Below are 17,906 nucleotides of genomic sequence, written 5' to 3' on the forward strand. Positions count from 1 at the left end.
GTTATTCCGGCGCCCGCAACCACTCCCGATTCAACGTTTCGCTGTCGCCAAGATAGTCAAGCAGCCAGCTTAAAGCGGGTGAAGCATCGCTTTGTTGCCAGGTCAGGCAGCAGGCAGCATCCGGGAATGGGTTTTCCAACGTCAAGGCCGTCCACTCCCCGCTATCGATATGCGGGCGGGCGAAATGGCCAGGCACCATCCCGACGCATAATCCCGCAGAAAGACAGGTGGCTGAAGATTCCCAGTCCGGCACCACCACCCGCTTCTGGTTATCCAGCAGCCAGGTTGTGCGCTTCGGCAACGAGCGCGAGGTATCTTCGCGCACCAGGGACGGCCAGTTGCGCAACACATCATCGCTGAGCGGCCCATCCATCTGCGCCAGCGGATGGCTACTGGCAACGACACAGTGCCAGTTCAGCATCCCCATATCGCGGAAAGCGTAACGCCCGCCCACCGGAATCGAACGCGTCGCGCCGATAGCTAATTCTACCCGTCCATCGGCTAACGCATCCCAGACGCCGTTGAAAACTTCCTGAAAAACGATCAGTTCGACATCGCTAAAATGGCGATAAAAATCAACGATCATCTGGCGCATACGCGCGGGTTTAACGATATCGTCCACCGCGATGGACAACTGGCCACGCCAGCCGTTAGCAATCTGCTGGCACTGCTGGCGGGTGATCTGCATTTTTTTGATAACAGAACGCCCTTCCTGCAAAAACCAGTGCCCGGCGGGGGTTAGTTCAACATCACGGTGGCGGCGTTCAAACAGCGGAACCGCAAGCCACTCCTCCAGTTGTCGCACCGTATAGCTCACCGCCGAAGGTACGCGGTGCAACTCCTGCGCCGCGGCGCTGAAACTTCCGTTACGCGCTACAGCATCAACCACTTCTAAGGAATATTCAGACCACATATTCTGCCTGCAAAATTTTTGAATGCATGTGACAAATAATAGCGTTTCACAAGGTGGATTACACTCCCTACACTCTGCGGCATCGTACCTGCATCAGTAGAAAGAGAACGTTATGCAACAACCTGGGAAAGGATTTTTAGTGTGGCTCGGCGGCCTGAGCGTGCTTGGTTTTCTGGCCACCGACATGTATCTACCGGCCTTTGCCGCCATTCAGCAAGACCTCAACACCTCTGCTGCATCGGTTAGCGCCAGCCTGAGCTTATTCCTCGCGGGTTTCGCGATCGGCCAGCTGTTCTGGGGGCCGTTGTCGGACCGCTATGGCCGAAAACCGATTCTGCTCGCCGGGCTGGCTATCTTCGCTCTTGGCTGTCTTGGGATGCTGTGGGTACGCGACGCGACGCTGATGCTGGTACTACGTTTTATCCAGGCGATTGGCGTATGCGCCGCCGCGGTGACCTGGCAGGCGATGGTAACCGACTACTATCCGGCCCAGCGCACCAACCGCATTTTCGCGACGATCATGCCGCTGGTCGGGCTCTCTCCGGCGCTAGCGCCATTACTCGGCAGCTGGCTGTTAGTCCATCTGGAATGGCAGGCTATCTTCGCCACCCTGTTCGCTATCACCTTACTGTTGATGCTGCCGGCTTTTCGTCTGAAGGCGGTGGTCAAACCTGCTGGCGAAACGCCGCAAAAACTCACCTTTATGGCCCTGCTGCGTTCACGTGAATATAGCGGTAACGTGCTCATTTATGCGGCGTGTTCCGCCAGCTTCTTCGCCTGGCTCACCGGCTCGCCGTTTATCCTTCATGAAATGGGTTATGGCCCAACGGTGATTGGTCTCAGCTACGTGCCGCAAACTATTGCCTTCCTGATCGGCGGTTACGGCTGCCGCGCGGCGCTGCAAAAATGGCAGGGTCATCAGATGCTGCCCTGGCTGCTGGTTGTTTTTGCGCTGAGCGTGGCGGCGACCTGGCTTGCCGGAATGCAGGCTCATCCGTCGCTGGTTGCGCTAATGATTCCGTTTTGCATCATGGCGATTGTGAATGGCGGGATTTACCCTATCGTCGTCGCCCAGGCGCTGAAACCTTTTCCACAAGCGACCGGCCGCGCCGCCGCCCTGCAGAATACGCTGCAGCTTGGCCTGTGCTTCCTGGCAAGCCTGCTGGTATCAAGCCTTATCGCCACTCCGCTTCTGACCACCACCAGCGTGATGTTGATTTCCATCGTCCTGGCAGGCATCGGTTTCTGGATGCAGCAACGACGCGTGCAGTTAGTGAACGAATCCTCTCACGCTTGATGATTTTTTAAAGGAAATCCCGGACCAGTCATTAGCCTGCTAATATATTTTTATTGAAAGGCGGTTTTTAGCGGCCTATACTGGATCCGGCATCACATAAATAGAAAGTTTTTTAGATATTAACGGGGGCAGGAAGCAGCCCGTTTCACCATGGAAGGCCTTTCGGCAAGGGTTATCTCCCTTCCTCTGTTCTACGTCGGATAGCACCCTCACGATTTTTTCGTGAGATTTCTCACAAAGCCAAAAAAGCGTCTACGCTGTTTTAAGGTTCTGATCACTTGGGCGTGATGGAGAAGCTATGAGTTCATCGTGTATAGAAGAAGTAAGTGTACCAAACGATGATTGGTACCGGATTGCAGCTGAATTATTGGGCCGTGCCGGAATTGAAATCAATGGTTCCGCACCCTCCGATATCCGGGTAAAAAACCCGCTCTTTTTTAAACGTGTGTTACAGGAAGGGTCTCTCGGATTAGGCGAAAGCTATATGGACGGCTGGTGGGAATGCGAACGCCTGGATATATTCTTTCACAAGGTATTGCGCGCCGGGCTGGATAAGCAACTCCCCCACCATTTCAAAGATACGCTACGTATCGCTGGCGCTCGCCTGTTCAATCTGCAAAGTAAAAAACGCGCCTGGATTGTGGGTAAAGAACACTACGATTTAGGCAACGACCTTTTCCACCGCATGCTCGATCCCTATATGCAATATTCCTGCGGATACTGGAAAGAGGCCGAAAATCTGGAGCAGGCGCAGCAGGATAAATTAGATCTTATTTGTCGCAAACTGCAGATTGAACCGGGAATGAAAGTGCTGGATATCGGTTGCGGTTGGGGCGGGCTGGCCTATTACATGGCCAAAAACTATAACGTCAGCGTGACGGGCGTGACTATTTCGGCCGAACAACAAAAAATGGCGCAGGAGCGCTGTGCAGGATTAGATGTCAATATTCTGCTACAGGACTATCGCGATCTCCATGAGAGTTTTGACCGTATCGTCTCCGTCGGGATGTTCGAGCACGTGGGGCCTAAAAATTACGCCACTTATTTTGAAGTTGTCGATCGTAATTTAAAACCAAACGGTCGTTTTCTGCTGCACACCATCGGCTCAAAAATTACCGATCACAACGTCGACCCGTGGATTAATAAATATATCTTCCCTAACGGTTGCCTGCCGTCGGTACGCCATATTGCCGATGCCAGCGAGAAGCATTTTGTGATGGAAGATTGGCATAACTTTGGCGCCGATTACGACACTACTTTGATGGCCTGGTACGAGCGTTTTCTTGCCAGTTGGCCGGATATTGCCGATAACTATTCAGACCGTTTCAAACGCATGTTTACCTATTATCTGAATGCCTGCGCCGGTGCCTTCCGCGCCCGCGATATTCAGCTCTGGCAGGTCGTCTTCTCGCGCGGTGTTGAACACGGCCTGCGCGTAGCCCGCTAGACTCGCAAAAAAGCCCCCGCAGAAATACGCTTCTACGGGGGCTTTTTTAATTATTCCTCGGCGGTTTTTTGCGCCGCTTCTTTTGCCGCCAGCACGCGCTCCACGGTATCCACGACCGCCTGAGTCTGCGGATCGATTTCGATATTCACTTTATCGCCGAGTTTTTTCACGCCAAGCGTCGTGCGCTGCAGCGTTTCCGGAATCAGGTGCACGCAGAAACGAGTCGGAGTCACTTCGCCAACCGTCAGGCTAATACCGTCGACGCCAATGAACCCTTTATACAGGATATATTTCATCAACGCCGGGTCCTGCACCTTAAACCAAATCTGGCGATTGTTTTCCGAGGTGAGGATTTTAACGACCTCGGCGGTGGTCATAATATGGCCCGACATCAAATGACCGCCAATTTCATCACTGAATTTCGCCGCTCGCTCAACGTTGACCATATCACCTTCATGGATAGCGCCAAGATTAGTGATACGCAGCGTCTCTTTCATCAAATCAAAGCTGATTCGCGGGCCGTCAATTTCGGTAACGGTCAGGCAACAGCCATTGTGCGCCACCGAAGCACCGGTCTCCAGGCCGTCGAGCATATGCGCCGGCAACTCCACCACGTGGGTGCGGAAATTCGGTTTCTCATCGATGGACACCACTTTCGCAGTCCCCTGTACAATACCAGTAAACATACTTTGCTCCTGTTGAGAATCGTGACGGTATCATTACCGTTATATATACGCGGAACAATAACAGTTGACCAAACAGGTTGCCAGCGCGCATCGTGCCCCCACCATTTTTTCACTGGCTTAATGGCTAATCCTCGCTACAATAGACTGGAAATTCCTCCTGTATTTTCTTCTTGCTGCCATTTAAGGCGGCTTTTTTAGTCTCAAAATAACAACAATATAAAGGTGTTCACGTGCAGAAGTACTTTATAGAAGCGCGTCAGTTATTAGCATTGGCTATCCCGGTCATTCTGGCGCAGGTCGCCCAGACGGCGATGGGCTTTGTCGATACGGTGATGGCCGGCGGCTACAGCGCAACCGATATGGCCGCCGTGGCTATCGGCACCTCGATCTGGCTACCGGCCATCCTGTTTGGCCACGGTCTGCTGCTGGCGCTAACGCCGGTTATCGCCCAACTCAATGGCTCCGGTCGCCGCGATCGTATCGCCCAGCAGGTACGCCAGGGCTTTTGGCTGGCGGGTTTTGTCTCCGTACTGGTGATGGTGGTGCTGTGGAACGCAGGCTATATCATCAGCTCGATGCACAACATCGACCCACAGCTTGCCGACAAAGCGGTGGGGTATCTGCGTGCGCTGCTATGGGGCGCGCCGGGCTATCTGTTCTTCCAGGTCGCGCGTAACCAGTGCGAAGGGCTGGCAAAAACCAAGCCCGGAATGGTGATGGGGTTTATCGGCCTGCTGGTCAACATTCCAGTGAACTACATTTTTATCTATGGTCATTTCGGTATGCCGGAACTTGGCGGCATCGGCTGCGGCGTCGCGACCGCCTCGGTCTACTGGGTCATGTTTGCCAGCATGCTGGCCTGGGTGCGCCGCGCGCGCTCAATGCGCGATATCCGCTGCGCTGAGCGTTTCAGTAAACCTGATTTTTCGGTATTAAAACGGCTGGTACAGTTAGGCCTGCCGATCGCGCTGGCGCTGTTTTTTGAAGTCACGCTGTTCGCGGTTGTGGCGCTGCTGGTTTCGCCATTGGGGATTATCGATGTCGCAGGGCATCAAATCGCCCTTAACTTCAGTTCGCTGATGTTCGTTCTGCCACTCTCACTGGCGGCGGCGGTGACCATCCGCGTTGGCTTTCGCCTCGGCCAGGGCTCGACGCTGGATGCCCAGACTTCAGCGCGTACCGGCGTCGGCGTGGGCGTCTGCATGGCGATGATCACCGCGATTTTCACGATCCTGATGCGTAAGCAGATTGCCCTGCTTTACAACGATAACCCGGAGGTCGTGTTACTGGCCTCACAGCTGATGCTGCTGGCGGCGATTTATCAGATTTCCGACTCCATCCAGGTGATCGGCAGCGGTATTCTGCGCGGTTATAAAGATACCCGGTCGATCTTCTTTATTACCTTTACCGCTTACTGGGTGCTAGGCCTGCCAAGCGGTTATCTGCTGGCGCTGACCGATATTGTGGTGCCGCGGATGGGGCCTGCGGGATTCTGGTGCGGATTTATCATCGGCCTGACCTCCGCTGCCATCATGATGATGCTGCGCATGCGCTTCCTGCAGCGTCAGCCGTCAAGCGTGATCCTGCAGCGCGCCGCGCGCTAACCAGAAACGCTAAAAAAAAGGGCAAGCCGATAAAACGGTTTGCCCTTTAATAGCGCTACTTCTCAAGCCATTTGCGCTGCGGCGGCGTATAGCGATGGAATGCGGTTAAAATCTCCTGTACATCATCGCTAAAAGTCAGCATCTCAGCATAGCGGCGGTGCATAAACCCTTCGGCGGCCATTTTTTCCGCCATTGCCTGCAGTGGATTGTAATAGCCGTTCACGTTCAGAAATGCGCAGGGTTTTTCATGAATACCAAGCTGCGCCCAGGTCCACTGTTCAAAAATCTCTTCCAGCGTTCCGGCTCCGCCCGGCATGGCTATGAAGCCGTCAGCCAGCAGCGACATTTTGTTTTTGCGCTCATGCATATTCTCAACGACATGCAGCTCGCTTAATCCGCTATGCGCAATTTCACGCTCCACCAGCCCGCGCGGCATTACGCCAATGACCCGCCCGCCGTGTTCTAATGCGGCGTCTGCCACGGCGCCCATGAGTCCTACTTTACCGCCGCCATATACGAGCTCCACCCCGGCTTGCGCCAGCGCCTTGCCAACCTGTTGCGCGTAAACCTGATAAATCGGGTTTTCCCCGGTAGAAGAACCACAAAAAATGCCAATTGCTTTCATTACTGCGCTCCGTCGTTTATTTGCCGCACACTCTAGCACAAAGTCGGTGAGCGTCTCCCCTGCCAATCCGGGCAGAAAAACGCAACGGAGCAGGAGATTGTTGAAGAAATATCCTTTATCATCAGTAAAATATGGGCGACATGGATAAAAGTTCTGCAAACGCGTCTATTCTGCAAGAAAAGTGACGTTTGCCTCTTGCCACACGGCCTCCCTGCCGTTAATATGCGTCCCCGTTGTCACCACAACATTGCGTTCATAGCTCAGTTGGTTAGAGCACCACCTTGACATGGTGGGGGTCGTTGGTTCGAGTCCAATTGAACGCACCATTCGCGTTTATAGCTCAGTTGGTTAGAGCACCACCTTGACATGGTGGGGGTCGTTGGTTCGAGTCCAATTAAACGCACCATATGCGTCCGTAGCTCAGTTGGTTAGAGCACCACCTTGACATGGTGGGGGTCGGTGGTTCGAGTCCACTCGGACGCACCATTTCAAGCATTATTGATTTGGTGCGCACTTCTCTTCTTTCCTCTTGCTTTTATCTATAACGACATCAGCCGCTGTACCTGAATACTCTCCAGTTTCCCCTCCAGAATCGCCAGAAAATCGTCATGATAGGGCATCGCAACGTGCTGTTTTAGATCGTCTTCCGAACGCCAACGCTCAATAAACACAAATGAGATCTTTCCTTGCCGGGAAAGCTGTCTGACATCAGGGATCTCCCGGCTTTCGTGCAGGTCATATTGCAGGCACCCTGCTTCTCTGTGCGTCGGCGGCACCATGGCTAATGCCGCCTCTCTGATGGTATCGATATATTCAGGATGGGGAGTTAGCGTGGCAACAATTTTGACTTCACTCATAAGGTTTCCTCTGGCTCACCGTATTCCCCTGGAGGCTATATCTATCCAGGGCGTGAATTATTCAGCGTAGTGGGGAAGCCAGAATTACGCCAGAGTCCGCGTCAGCGCCCTTTCTCATACACGGTCATGGTAAAGACGACGGGCAACTGACTGAAATTACAATATTCATGTGGCACATCGGTACGTGCTACCGCAGAACACCCTTCAGCCACCTGATATGGGTCATTATTCACCGTCAGGGTGAGTTCTCCCTCGGTCACGTATAGCAGTTCGTAGGTGTCGGCCGGATGCCCCGGCGAACGGAACGATTCGCCAGGCAACATCCGCCACTGCCAGAGTTCAAGCATATCCGGTCCGCTGGTGCCGGCCAGCAACCTGGCGCTGCCGCCCTGCTCGCCGCGCCATAATACCGGAATCGCATCACGGTCGATAAGATGAACCATCGGCTCACTGGCAACGTTGACAAACTCCGCCACCGATACCCCCATCGCCGCAGCGATTTTGCACAACAGCGCGATACTGGGATTCGCCCTACACCCTTCGATATCCACCAGCATCCCTTTACTGACGCCGGCGCGACGGGAAAGCTCGTCGAGAGAGATCTTCTTTTCGCGTCGAAACTGCTTAATACGCCGCGATACCGCCTCATTAATGCGGCTGAGATCGTTGCCGTTATCGGTCGTTATATTGACTTTATCGTTCATCGGTCGATATTATGCTCTAAATCAGTCATTACAGGATTATGCAATGTCTCACCCATTACCGTCAATTAGCCCACAGTTAGCCGCGATCGCCCCAGGGTTTCGGGCGCTGAGTATTACCGTCAACGCTGCGCCGCTACGTGATGCTTATATCGGTGAAGCCGCACTGGCGACAGCCTGTCAGGCGGTATTAGCCGGAGATCCCGAATGGGCGGAGGACCATCTCGCGGCATGGTCTACCGTATTCAAAGCGTTTGGCGCTAAACCGAAACGCACGCCCTGTTCCGCAGAGGCGTTGCGTAAACGCGTACTTCGCGATGGCGCCATGCCGGCAATTGACCCGGTCGTTGACCTCTACAATGCCGTCAGCCTGCGGTATGCCGTTCCGGTCGGGGGGGAGAACATCGCCGCCTATTGCGGCGCGCCGCGTCTGGTCATCGCCGACGGCTCTGAGCCCTTTGATACGATGAAGGAAGGCTTAGCCGCCGTTGAATCACCGGAACCGGGAGAAGTCATTTGGCGTGACGATCGCGGCGTGACCTGCCGCCGCTGGAACTGGCGACAGGGTGTTCGTACCCGTCTGAGCGCTCGCGACCCGCAGATGTGGTTTATTCTGGAAAGCCTGCCAGAGATGCCGCTCGAAGCGCTGCATGAGGCCGGCCGCATGCTTACCGGGGGGCTGGAGCAGATGATGCCCTGCTTGAGCCACCAGTCCACGCTAATCAGCCTATAAAGTCAGACACAGGAGCAGGTAATGTCACTATTTTTAACCAGTTTTATCTTTGAGAAGAAAGAGTACGACGATGACTTTTATCAACTGGACGGCGAGATCGAGCGCTATACCCAGTCGCTGGAGGGATTTATCGGTATGGAGAGCTATCATGATGCCGCCAGCGGCCGAATCATCAACAACTACTACTGGCGCGACCGACAGTCTATGGAAATGATGATGAACCATCTGCAACACCAGCAGGCTAAAGCTCAGGGGCAACGCTGGATCGCCGGTTATCAAACCATCGTTGCCGAGATTGAGGGCAGCCATAATATGAACCTGCCCCATCCACTGGCGGAGTATCCACTACGCTATCAAACACAACATCAGTGATTTTGAACAAGATAGGCAAATTGTTTCGATTTTAAACAATCATCATTGGTTCTATTCTTATCACATCGGAGCAACAGCGCTCCTCACCAAACAAAATCTTTAAGGAATATGACCATGAAATCCATCAAAACTTTTGCTGCAGTTACCGTGCTATCCCTGATGTCATTCGGTGCTTTTGCCCAGAGCGTGACGGCAACCGCTTCAACCCTAGACCGTGCGGAAGCGAAAATTGCCGCCCAAGCTGCGGAGCAAGGCGCGTCTTATAAGATTACCAGCGCCCAGTTCAATAACCGCGTCTATATGACTGCCGAACTGAGCAAATAATAGTGCGAGTGTGACGCGCCAGGCTTTATCTCTGGCGCGCCGCGCTGTTTTTCAGCTACGACAATGTCGTTGTCCTCTCCCCCGATGCTTCAACTACCTGCCACTTGCTCCAGTACCGCCGAGGCCTTTTCCGCTATTTCGGCGCTGACTTTTGTCTCCAGCACGTCAATAAATCCACGCAGCTGCTGCGCCGTCAGCCCGTTGTGCAGGCTAATCGCGTAATGGCTCTTCAGCTGGCTTTCCACGCCCGATAGTGCGGCCAGCATTGAGATCGTCGCCAGCTCGCGCGTCGGCCAATCCAGGACGTCACGCTGGAAGATATCGCCAAACAGATGCGCCTTCAGATAGCAGTCGATGGCTGGCGCAAAATCAAATAGCGGCCCGCTGACCGTCTGCCCTACCAGTTGTGTCTGATTACGGCTACCGGCCTGCAGGCTATCCCAGTTCTCCGGTAACGGGGCCGCTGTCGCACCCTCGTTATCAATAACGCCTCGCGCCTGGCGCTCGGTTATCACCCTCATCAGGCAGGAGAGCGCATTCAGGCTACGCGGAAAGCCGCAGTAGGCGTACAGCTGCACCAGCGTCTCTTTTAATTCATTTATCGTCAGGCCCGTATCCAGCGCGGTCTCCAGCGCCGAGGCCAATTCCTCGATATTGCCTTCGGCGGCCAGGGCGGCAACCGGGATCAGCGCCTGTTGGCGCGCGTTCAATGGGTTTTGCATCGTTTGTTCTCCAAACGGAAAGTGTCGACAGGAGAAGACGATTATAGAAAGTTAGCGGGGGGTTGATTAGCCAGGTAAAAACGAACAGACCTATGAGATGGGTTCATGAATTATTTATAACGATGCACAGGGCTTCCTTGCCCTGGGGGATATTATTCGAAGTAGACTTCCGGGTTTTCCGACAGTGAGACGAAGGTTTTGGTGTCTTTATCCAGCGCGCGAATATCGCCGCTTTCAATATCATAGAACCAGCCGTGCAGACGCAGGGTTTTGTCGCGCAGGCCAACCGCAACCGACGGATGCGTTTTAATGTTGTTCAACTGAGCAATAACGTTTTCCTGCACCATACCGTTCACTTTATCGGTTTCGCTGGCCCAGGTTTTCTTCTCTACCACCGCTTTCGCCGCGTCGGAGTAGCGTAACCAGTGGGAAACGGCAGGCATTGGTTCCAGACACTGGCAGGTGGCGATGGCTTTCATCGCGCCGCAGTTGGAGTGACCGCAAATAACGATATCCGTCACACCGAGGGCGACAACGGCATATTCAATAGTTGCAGACACGCCGCCCGGCTCCGGCCCGAAAGAGGGAACAATATTACCGGCATTACGAATAACGAACAGCTGCCCTGGCTCCTGCTGGGTAACCAGCTCCGGGACCAGGCGGCTATCAGAACAAGAGATGAACAACGCTTTTGGGTTTTGGCTCGACGCCAGGCTGCGGAAGAGCTCTTTGCGTTGCGGGAAAATCTCTTTCTGGAAGTTGAGGAAGCCCTCAATGATATGTTGCATAGCAGTGTCTCTTTTCTCTGTAGTAATTACGATATGACAAAGATCACATTTAGCTAGTGTATCACCGAAGCGCAGAATGGGAATCGTAATTGATAATAGCTGTGCAATATGCACCCAACCTGCCCGTTGGGTGCTTGCCTCTGTGGGTCTACATAAAGAACTTCACCGCTTGTTGCAAGGTGGTGCCCATTCCCCACAGCAAAGGTATACCGACGGCCAGCCAGCTTAGCGTCAGCAGCAGCGGCGCGGGCGTCGGTTCCCAGCTCAGCTGCGCGTCTTTATTGATAGTATACAGCCCCCTCGCCTGCTGCTGTTGCTCCGCGGTCATGGCATATTTCTGCGGAATCGGCCGAACCAGCTGATTACAAATAAAGCCGATGATAAGCAACCCGGTCAACGCCAGCAGCGTGATGTCATAAATTCTCGCGGGTTCCACGCCTTGCGCCAGCTGGTACTCGCGCAAATAGTTGACCAGCACCGGGCCGCTGATCCCGGCCGCCGACCAGGCAGTCAGCAGACGACCATGGATCGCGCCAACCATTTGTGAACCAAATACATCGGCAAGATATGCCGGGATGGTCGCGAAACCGCCGCCGTACATAGAGATAATCACGCAGAGCGCACAGACAAAAAACGCCACGTAGCCGCCGTGGTTAATCAACGGCAGTGTGCCGTAAAGGAGGGTTCCCAGAAAGAAGATCAGCGCGAAGGTGGCTTTCCTGCCGCACATATCGGAAACAGAAGCCCAGAAAAAGCGCCCCAGAATATTAAACAGGCTGAGCAGGCCGGTAAATCCCGCCGCCATTGTCGCGATGCGCTTCAGTTGTTCTGCATTGAGTTCCTGCCAGCCCAGATCCAGGGATAGTAACTTTCCGGCAAAAATCTCCTGCAGCATCGGCGAGGCCATGCCGAGAATGCCAATCCCGGCGGTAACGTTGAGCCACAGCACCAGCCACAGCAGCCAGAATTGCGGGGTACGCCACGCGACGCTGACGTGAACCTGAATGGTTGGCTGTTTGCTGATGGCTTGCTGCGCCTTCGCGCCACGCGGATGCCAGCCCATTGGCGGCAGACGGTAACCAAAAGTGCCGCAGAGCATGAACAGCGCATAAATCACCGCCAGCGCCAGGATGCTTTGCCATACCCCACTTTCCTGACCATCGGCGAAAAAATTGATCAGCCAATTCGCCAGCGGCGCCCCCACCAGCGCCCCGCCGCCGAAGCCCATGATCGCCATTCCCGCGGCCATCCCTCGCTTATCAGGGAACCAGCGCAACAGCGTTGAGACCGGCGAGATATAGCCAAGCCCCAGGCCAATGCCGCCAATCACGCCGGCGCCCAACCACAGTAGCCACAGCTGATGAAAATAGATTGCCGCGGTCGCCAGCAGCAGGCCGCCGCACCAGCAGAGGGTGGCGACAAAACTCACCAGACGCGGGCCAACCTTCTCCAGCCAGCTTCCCCAGAGCGCCGCGGAGCAGCCGAGAAAAACGAAGAATAGCGTATAGGTCCAGCCGAGCAGGGAAATTTTCCAGTCGCACTGGCGGGTAACCAGTTGCTGCCAGAACGACATATCGACCGGACACTGCAGCGGCGCGCTGCCGCCGATCAGCTGCGACATTGGCAGCCAATAGACGGAAAAGCCGTAGGCCATACCAATGCACAAATGCACCGCCAGCGCCGCGGGTGGGACCAGCCAGCGGTTAAATCCAGGTTTAGCAATAATGCGGGGCTTAGCAAAAAAACGACTCAATGATGAAACGGGCGGAGTCGCGAGATTCTCATTTATCTGCACCATGTTCCTGTCCTTATCATGTTTGTTTGCCGGCTATCGCAGCAGCCGATGGCAAACGGTAAAGGCAAGAACAATGCCAGCCGCTGAAAAAACGAACAGAAAATGGTGACTGAAGCGAGCAAGCAGTGCGGATAAGGACTAACGAGATGAAGTTCAAAGGCGTAAAAAAAGAGAAAATCAGCGGTAGTGATTTTCTCTTTTCCGCGTATAAGGGCATTTTCGTTGCCAGATCAATAACGATCGGCGATTTTGATAAACGTTGCTCTCAGAGTGATACGGCTTATCAAACCCCGACCAGCTCATACTTTTTGATTTTGCGATACAGCGTCGCAATGCCGATCCCGAGCTCATCGGCGGCCTGCTTTTTATTGCTATAGCGCGTCAGGGCGTCGCGGATCATCTGTTTTTCCATCTCCTCCAGCGCCGTTCCCCCCTCTTCTTCTTTCGCAACGCTGGCTGGCGCTGCCCGGGTGCTTTCCCGCTCGGTGACTTTGCCGCTGCTGATAAGATTTGGCGGCAGCAGAGAAAGATCAATCACCTCGCCGGAGGGAACCACGTTAACCAGATACTCCATCAGGTTACTCAGCTCGCGAATATTGCCCGGCCAGCGGTAGTTCTTCAGTAAGGCGATGACTTCCGGGGACACGCCGGGATAGACCAGCTCCAGCCGACGGGTGTGCAGATGCAGGAAATAGTGAATCAGCAATTCGATATCATCCTGACGCTCGCGCAGCGGCGGCAGGCGCAGTGGGATGACATTAAGCCGATAGAACAGATCCTCGCGGAATTTCCCTTCGGCAATAAACTGCTCAAGGTTCTGGTTGGTGGCCGAAATAATGCGGATATCGACCGGTACAGGGTGGCTGGCGCCCACCGGCTGAATTTCGCGCGATTCAATCGCCCGCAGCAGCTTGGCCTGCAGGGTTAATGGCATATCGCCGATTTCATCAAGAAACAGCGTGCCGTGATTAGCCGCCTGAATCAGACCGGTCTTACCGTTGGCCGAGGCCCCGGTAAATGCGCCTTTGACATAGCCAAAGAGCTCGCTCTCCAGTAGCTGCTCGGGGATGGCCGCGCAGTTGATCGCGATGAAAGGCTTCGCCTGTCGGTCGCTCAGCTTATGCACCGCGCGAGCGACCACCTCTTTGCCGGTCCCACTTTCACCGACGATCATCACGCTCGACGGGCTTGGCGCCACGCGGGTAATCAGTTTCTTCAGCTGACGCATTGGCCGACATTCGCCAACCATCTGTTCAATCTGCGGGCCATCCTGCGGTGGCGCCAGATCGGCTGACGAATGCGACTGGTGGAAGGCCATTAAGAACAGCCATTGATCCTGAATAGCGTGCAGCTGACCGATAATCAGTTCTTTCTTATCATCAAATGAAATCACGTGCTGAACATGGCCGCGAATAAAATTTTGCGCAAAAGTCAGCGGGCGAAAATGAATAGTTTTGCCAATCATACTGCCGTGATTCGCACCAAGGATTTTCATCGCCGCCTGATTGGCAAATTTAACTTTTTGATCCTGGCTAACCACCAGCACGCCTTGATCCATGTTTTCAATCATGGTGGAAAACATTTTAAGCATATTGTCTCCCCCACCCTGGTCTTCTAACAGGCGGGAGACAAATATTGAAGAAACGTGGCGTACATAATCTGAGAACTCGTGGAGGTTGTCATTAATGCGCTCCTGCTGTTCGCGAGTTAAGGCGACCAGACTAATAACCCCGACACACTGTTCCTGATAAATCACCGGGGTACCCAGAAATGCCTTCTCTTTACAGTTCTCTTTATTGGTACAACCTTTACACAAGGGATCAAAACGCGAATGAGTCACGACCTTTTCTTTTTTTGTTTCTATTATGTAACGTAAAAGTCGCGAATCTGTATTTAATTTTCGCCCCAGGAATTTACCGTAGGCGCCGGTACCGGCGACCCGGCACAGCGTATTGTCGACAATCTCGACTTCGAGTTGTAACACGCTGGAGAGCATGCGGGCAAAACGTTGAATCGTTGGCTGAATCTGCATTAAAACGGATAGCGAATTGGAGGGAATCATAATTGACCTTTTAATATCAGTAGCCGAAAGAAAATGCTGAAGATCGACTCTTTTTATTCTGCGTTTATCATACTACCGCCGGCCGACCTGAAAAAAGGTGCCAACCCTGCGCTTTTTTACAGCTTAAAGAAAATATGGAAGAGGTATCACATTTTCCTCTCAATATGATAATCCGCAGGTCAAAATTATCATTTTGGTGACAAACTCATCGTCGCAGATCGATATCTACGCTTGTCTGATGGCTCAAATTTAATTTGCCGTAACAACTGGCAAATGAATTTCATTTCCATCAAGTGACCGTTATAAGCCATTTTTCGTGACCCGCCTCGCATAATTTCCGGCTTTTCTGCTCAGCCACCGCGACTCAATTATAACTGGCACGCTTATTGTTAGTGGTAATACAGCGCTGGCCGTCGCCACTTACATCAATGTCATTTCGACTGCACAGCAATCAATAAGCCGTCATTCACTACCAGGATCGAAATATGAAAACTGTTAACGAACTGATCAAGGATATCAATAAGCTCAACTCTAACCTGCATGAAAAAGACTTTTTGCTGACGTGGGAGCAATCGCCGGACGAGCTGAAGCAGGTACTGGATGTCGCCGCGGCGTTGAAAACGCTACGGGCGGAAAACATCGCGACCAAAGTTTTTAACAGCGGACTGGGTATTTCGGTCTTTCGCGATAACTCAACCCGCACCCGCTTCTCTTATGCCTCGGCGTTAAACCTGCTCGGCCTGGCGCAGCAGGACCTCGACGAAGGCAAGTCGCAGATCGCCCACGGTGAAACGGTACGTGAAACCGCCAATATGATCTCCTTCTGCGCTGACGCTATCGGTATCCGCGACGATATGTATCTCGGCGCCGGCAACGCCTATATGCGTGAAGTCGGCGAAGCGCTGGATGACGGTCACAAACAGGGCGTACTGCCGCAGCGCCCGGCATTAATTAACCTGCAGTGCGACATTGACCATCCGACGCAGGCGATGGCCGACCTGGCCTGGCTGCGTGAGCACTTCGGCTCGCTGGAAAATCTGAAAGGTAAAAAAATTGCCATGACCTGGGCCTACTCGCCAAGTTACGGCAAACCGCTTTCCGTCCCGCAGGGAATCATCGGCCTAATGACCCGCTTCGGTATGGACGTCACCCTCGCCCATCCAGAGGGCTACGATCTGATCCCGGATGTTATCGAAGTGGCGAAGAAAAACGCCGCGGCTTCCGGCGGCTGCTTCCGTCAGGTCACCGATATGGCGGAAGCCTTTAAAGACGCCGATATTGTCTACCCGAAATCCTGGGCGCCATACAAAGTGATGGAACAGCGCACCGAGCTACTGCGCGCCAACGATCATGACGGGCTGAAAGCGCTGGAAAAAGCCTGTCTCGCTCAGAACGCCAATCACAAGGACTGGCACTGTACCGAAGAGATGATGAAGCACACCAAAGACGGTGACGCGCTGTATATGCACTGCCTGCCGGCGGATATTACCGGCGTCTCCTGCGAGGAGGGCGAAGTCACCGAAGCGGTGTTCGAGAAATACCGTATCGCCACCTATAAAGAGGCCAGCTGGAAGCCATACATCATCGCCGCCATGATCCTCTGTCGCAAATATGCCAAACCCGGTCAGTTGCTGGAACAACTGCTACAGGACGCGCAAAAACGCATCAAATAACTTCGCGAGCCGGTCTGCGGGCCGGCTTTCCAGACTCCAAAGAAGGATAAGGACAGAATATGTCTGCTTTTTCGCTGAAAATGGATATTGCCGACAACCGTTTCTTTACCGGTGAAACTTCGCCGCTGTTCTCTCGTCAGCAGGCGCAACAGGCGCGCCATTTTCATCAAAAAATCGCCGGTTACCAACCGACGCCGCTGTATGCCCTGAAGGAACTGGCGACGCTGTTCGGCGTAAAGAACATCCTGGTAAAAGATGAATCCCAGCGCTTTGGCCTCAACGCCTTCAAAATGCTCGGCGGCGCCTACGCCATCGCTCAACTGTTGTGCGAAAAATACCATCTCGATATTAACGCTTTCTCGTTTGATACCCTCAAATCCACCATCAAAGAGAAGATGACTTTCGCCACGACCACCGATGGCAACCACGGGCGCGGCGTCGCCTGGGCCGCCCAGCAGCTAGGGCAAAACGCGGTGGTGTACATGCCGAAAGGGTCAGCGCAGGAACGCGTGGATGCCATTTTGCGCCTCGGCGCGGAATGTATCGTTACTGATATGAACTACGACGATACCGTGCGTTTTACCATGCAAACCGCACAGAAAAACGGCTGGGAAGTGGTACAGGACACCGCATGGGAAGGCTACACCAAAATCCCGACCTGGATTATGCAAGGTTACGCCACCCTCGCCGATGAAGCGGTAGAACAGATGGCGGCGATGGGCATTGCTCGCCCTACCCACGTCTTCCTGCAGGCCGGTGTCGGCGCGATGGCAGGCGGCGTGCTCGGCTATCTGGTCGACGTCTTCGGCGCCCGCGATTTGCACTCGGTGATTGTGGAACCTGAACTGGCGGACTGCATCTATCGCTCCGGGGTAAAAGGCGACATCGTCAACGTCGGCGGCGACATGGCCACCATCATGGCAGGACTGGCCTGCGGCGAACCTAACCCGCTGGGCTGGGAAATCCTGCGCAACTGCGCCACCCAATTTATCTCCTGCCAGGATGCCGTGGCCGCCCTCGGTATGCGCGTACTCGGTAATCCTGTCGGCAATGACCACCGGGTTATCTCCGGGGAATCCGGCGCCGTCGGGCTCGGAACGCTGGCCGCCGTCCACTTCCATCCCGAGCGCCAGGCGCTAATGAACAAACTGGGGCTTGATACTCACTCCGTGGTGCTGGTCATCAGCACTGAAGGCGACACCGACGTGCAGCATTACCGCGAGGTCGTCTGGGAAGGCAAACTGCCGGCAGCACAATAAACGTTCAACTTATTCAACATATTCATCCCGCGAAGCGGGAAACCAGGA

General features: G+C 54.0%; 17 protein-coding genes and 3 tRNA genes. 11 read left to right on the forward strand and 9 right to left on the reverse strand.

The annotated features are described in order from the left end of the window. Position 1: 1 nt before the first annotated feature. Entirely contained in the window at positions 2-913 is a 912-nt protein-coding gene (punR, locus tag ACSEMK_RS04820; protein ID WP_087858468.1) for a DNA-binding transcriptional activator PunR, read from the reverse strand. 112 nt (positions 914-1,025) lie between these two features. Here punR and punC point away from each other — a divergent pair, with 112 nt between their 5' ends. Beyond that, positions 1,026-2,210, forward strand: a complete 1,185-nt coding sequence (gene punC, locus ACSEMK_RS04825; protein WP_113374666.1) for a purine nucleoside transporter PunC — start codon at positions 1,026-1,028, stop codon at positions 2,208-2,210. A 298-nt stretch (positions 2,211-2,508) separates the two neighbouring features. Continuing rightward, positions 2,509-3,657 carry a cyclopropane fatty acyl phospholipid synthase gene (gene cfa / locus ACSEMK_RS04830; protein ID WP_430915533.1) on the forward strand — a complete coding sequence of 383 codons (1,149 nt, stop codon included), beginning with the start codon at positions 2,509-2,511 and terminating at the stop codon, positions 3,655-3,657. A 50-nt stretch (positions 3,658-3,707) separates the two neighbouring features. On the opposite strand, the gene ACSEMK_RS04835 is transcribed toward cfa, so the two are convergent. Then, complete coding sequence (locus ACSEMK_RS04835) at positions 3,708-4,343, reverse strand: riboflavin synthase subunit alpha (protein ID WP_087858466.1); 636 nt, start codon at positions 4,341-4,343, stop codon at positions 3,708-3,710. 230 nt (positions 4,344-4,573) lie between these two features. Between ACSEMK_RS04835 and mdtK the strand changes: the two genes are divergently transcribed. Beyond that, on the forward strand, positions 4,574-5,947 hold the full coding sequence (mdtK, locus tag ACSEMK_RS04840; RefSeq protein ID WP_087858465.1) for an MdtK family multidrug efflux MATE transporter: 1,374 nt from the start codon (positions 4,574-4,576) through the stop codon (positions 5,945-5,947). Between the two features lie 55 nt (positions 5,948-6,002). Here mdtK and ACSEMK_RS04845 read toward each other — a convergent pair whose 3' ends face one another. After that, positions 6,003-6,572 (reverse strand): TIGR00730 family Rossman fold protein, encoded by a 570-nt coding sequence (locus tag ACSEMK_RS04845; RefSeq protein ID WP_047058352.1) that lies wholly within the window; start codon positions 6,570-6,572, stop codon positions 6,003-6,005. A 249-nt stretch (positions 6,573-6,821) separates the two neighbouring features. Between ACSEMK_RS04845 and ACSEMK_RS04850 the strand changes: the two genes are divergently transcribed. The 3 genes from ACSEMK_RS04850 (at position 6,822) to ACSEMK_RS04860 (ending at position 7,058) form a co-directional block, all read left to right on the forward strand. Then, a tRNA-Val gene (locus tag ACSEMK_RS04850) sits at positions 6,822-6,898 on the forward strand. 3 nt (positions 6,899-6,901) lie between these two features. Beyond that, positions 6,902-6,978: transfer RNA gene (locus ACSEMK_RS04855), tRNA-Val, on the forward strand. A 3-nt stretch (positions 6,979-6,981) separates the two neighbouring features. Next, positions 6,982-7,058: transfer RNA gene (locus ACSEMK_RS04860), tRNA-Val, on the forward strand. Between the two features lie 53 nt (positions 7,059-7,111). Here the strand turns inward: ACSEMK_RS04860 and ACSEMK_RS04865 are convergent. After that, positions 7,112-7,429: a putative quinol monooxygenase gene (locus tag ACSEMK_RS04865; protein ID WP_020079007.1), complete on the reverse strand. Its 318-nt coding sequence runs from the start codon at positions 7,427-7,429 to the stop codon at positions 7,112-7,114. A gap of 101 nt (positions 7,430-7,530) precedes the next feature. Beyond that, positions 7,531-8,133, reverse strand: coding sequence for a helix-turn-helix domain-containing protein (locus tag ACSEMK_RS04870; RefSeq protein ID WP_430915532.1), 603 nt, complete (start codon positions 8,131-8,133; stop codon positions 7,531-7,533). 43 nt (positions 8,134-8,176) lie between these two features. Here ACSEMK_RS04870 and ACSEMK_RS04875 point away from each other — a divergent pair, with 43 nt between their 5' ends. From ACSEMK_RS04875 to ACSEMK_RS04885, 3 genes are all read left to right on the forward strand, one after another. After that, positions 8,177-8,863, forward strand: coding sequence for a B3/B4 domain-containing protein (locus ACSEMK_RS04875; protein WP_430915531.1), 687 nt, complete (start codon positions 8,177-8,179; stop codon positions 8,861-8,863). A gap of 21 nt (positions 8,864-8,884) precedes the next feature. Next, the gene (locus tag ACSEMK_RS04880; RefSeq protein ID WP_045366850.1) at positions 8,885-9,235 is read left to right on the forward strand and encodes an antibiotic biosynthesis monooxygenase family protein; all 351 of its coding nucleotides are present in this window, start codon (positions 8,885-8,887) and stop codon (positions 9,233-9,235) included. 114 nt (positions 9,236-9,349) lie between these two features. Beyond that, positions 9,350-9,559 (forward strand): YdgH/BhsA/McbA-like domain containing protein, encoded by a 210-nt coding sequence (locus ACSEMK_RS04885; RefSeq protein ID WP_015366896.1) that lies wholly within the window; start codon positions 9,350-9,352, stop codon positions 9,557-9,559. Between the two features lie 89 nt (positions 9,560-9,648). Here the strand turns inward: ACSEMK_RS04885 and ACSEMK_RS04890 are convergent, their stop codons facing one another. The 4 genes from ACSEMK_RS04890 to ACSEMK_RS04905 all read right to left on the reverse strand — a co-directional run bounded on the left by ACSEMK_RS04890 (position 9,649) and on the right by ACSEMK_RS04905 (position 14,926). Next, on the reverse strand, positions 9,649-10,323 hold the full coding sequence (locus ACSEMK_RS04890; RefSeq protein WP_430915536.1) for a carboxymuconolactone decarboxylase family protein: 675 nt from the start codon (positions 10,321-10,323) through the stop codon (positions 9,649-9,651). Between the two features lie 110 nt (positions 10,324-10,433). Beyond that, on the reverse strand, positions 10,434-11,069 hold the full coding sequence (locus ACSEMK_RS04895; RefSeq protein WP_015366898.1) for a carbonic anhydrase: 636 nt from the start codon (positions 11,067-11,069) through the stop codon (positions 10,434-10,436). Positions 11,070-11,217: 148 nt separating this feature from the next. Beyond that, positions 11,218-12,867 carry an OFA family MFS transporter gene (locus ACSEMK_RS04900; RefSeq protein WP_087858461.1) on the reverse strand — a complete coding sequence of 550 codons (1,650 nt, stop codon included), beginning with the start codon at positions 12,865-12,867 and terminating at the stop codon, positions 11,218-11,220. 280 nt (positions 12,868-13,147) lie between these two features. Then, entirely contained in the window at positions 13,148-14,926 is a 1,779-nt protein-coding gene (locus ACSEMK_RS04905; protein WP_087858459.1) for a sigma-54 interaction domain-containing protein, read from the reverse strand. Positions 14,927-15,411: 485 nt separating this feature from the next. Between ACSEMK_RS04905 and ygeW the strand changes: the two genes are divergently transcribed. Then, positions 15,412-16,599, forward strand: coding sequence for a knotted carbamoyltransferase YgeW (gene ygeW / locus ACSEMK_RS04910; protein WP_430915530.1), 1,188 nt, complete (start codon positions 15,412-15,414; stop codon positions 16,597-16,599). A 59-nt stretch (positions 16,600-16,658) separates the two neighbouring features. Continuing rightward, on the forward strand, positions 16,659-17,858 hold the full coding sequence (gene dpaL, locus ACSEMK_RS04915) for a diaminopropionate ammonia-lyase (RefSeq protein WP_087858457.1): 1,200 nt from the start codon (positions 16,659-16,661) through the stop codon (positions 17,856-17,858). Positions 17,859-17,906: the final 48 nt, after the last annotated feature.

The sequence above is a fragment of the Klebsiella sp. K-3 genome (assembly GCF_051207495.1).
GTDB lineage: Bacteria > Pseudomonadota > Gammaproteobacteria > Enterobacterales > Enterobacteriaceae > Klebsiella > Klebsiella aerogenes.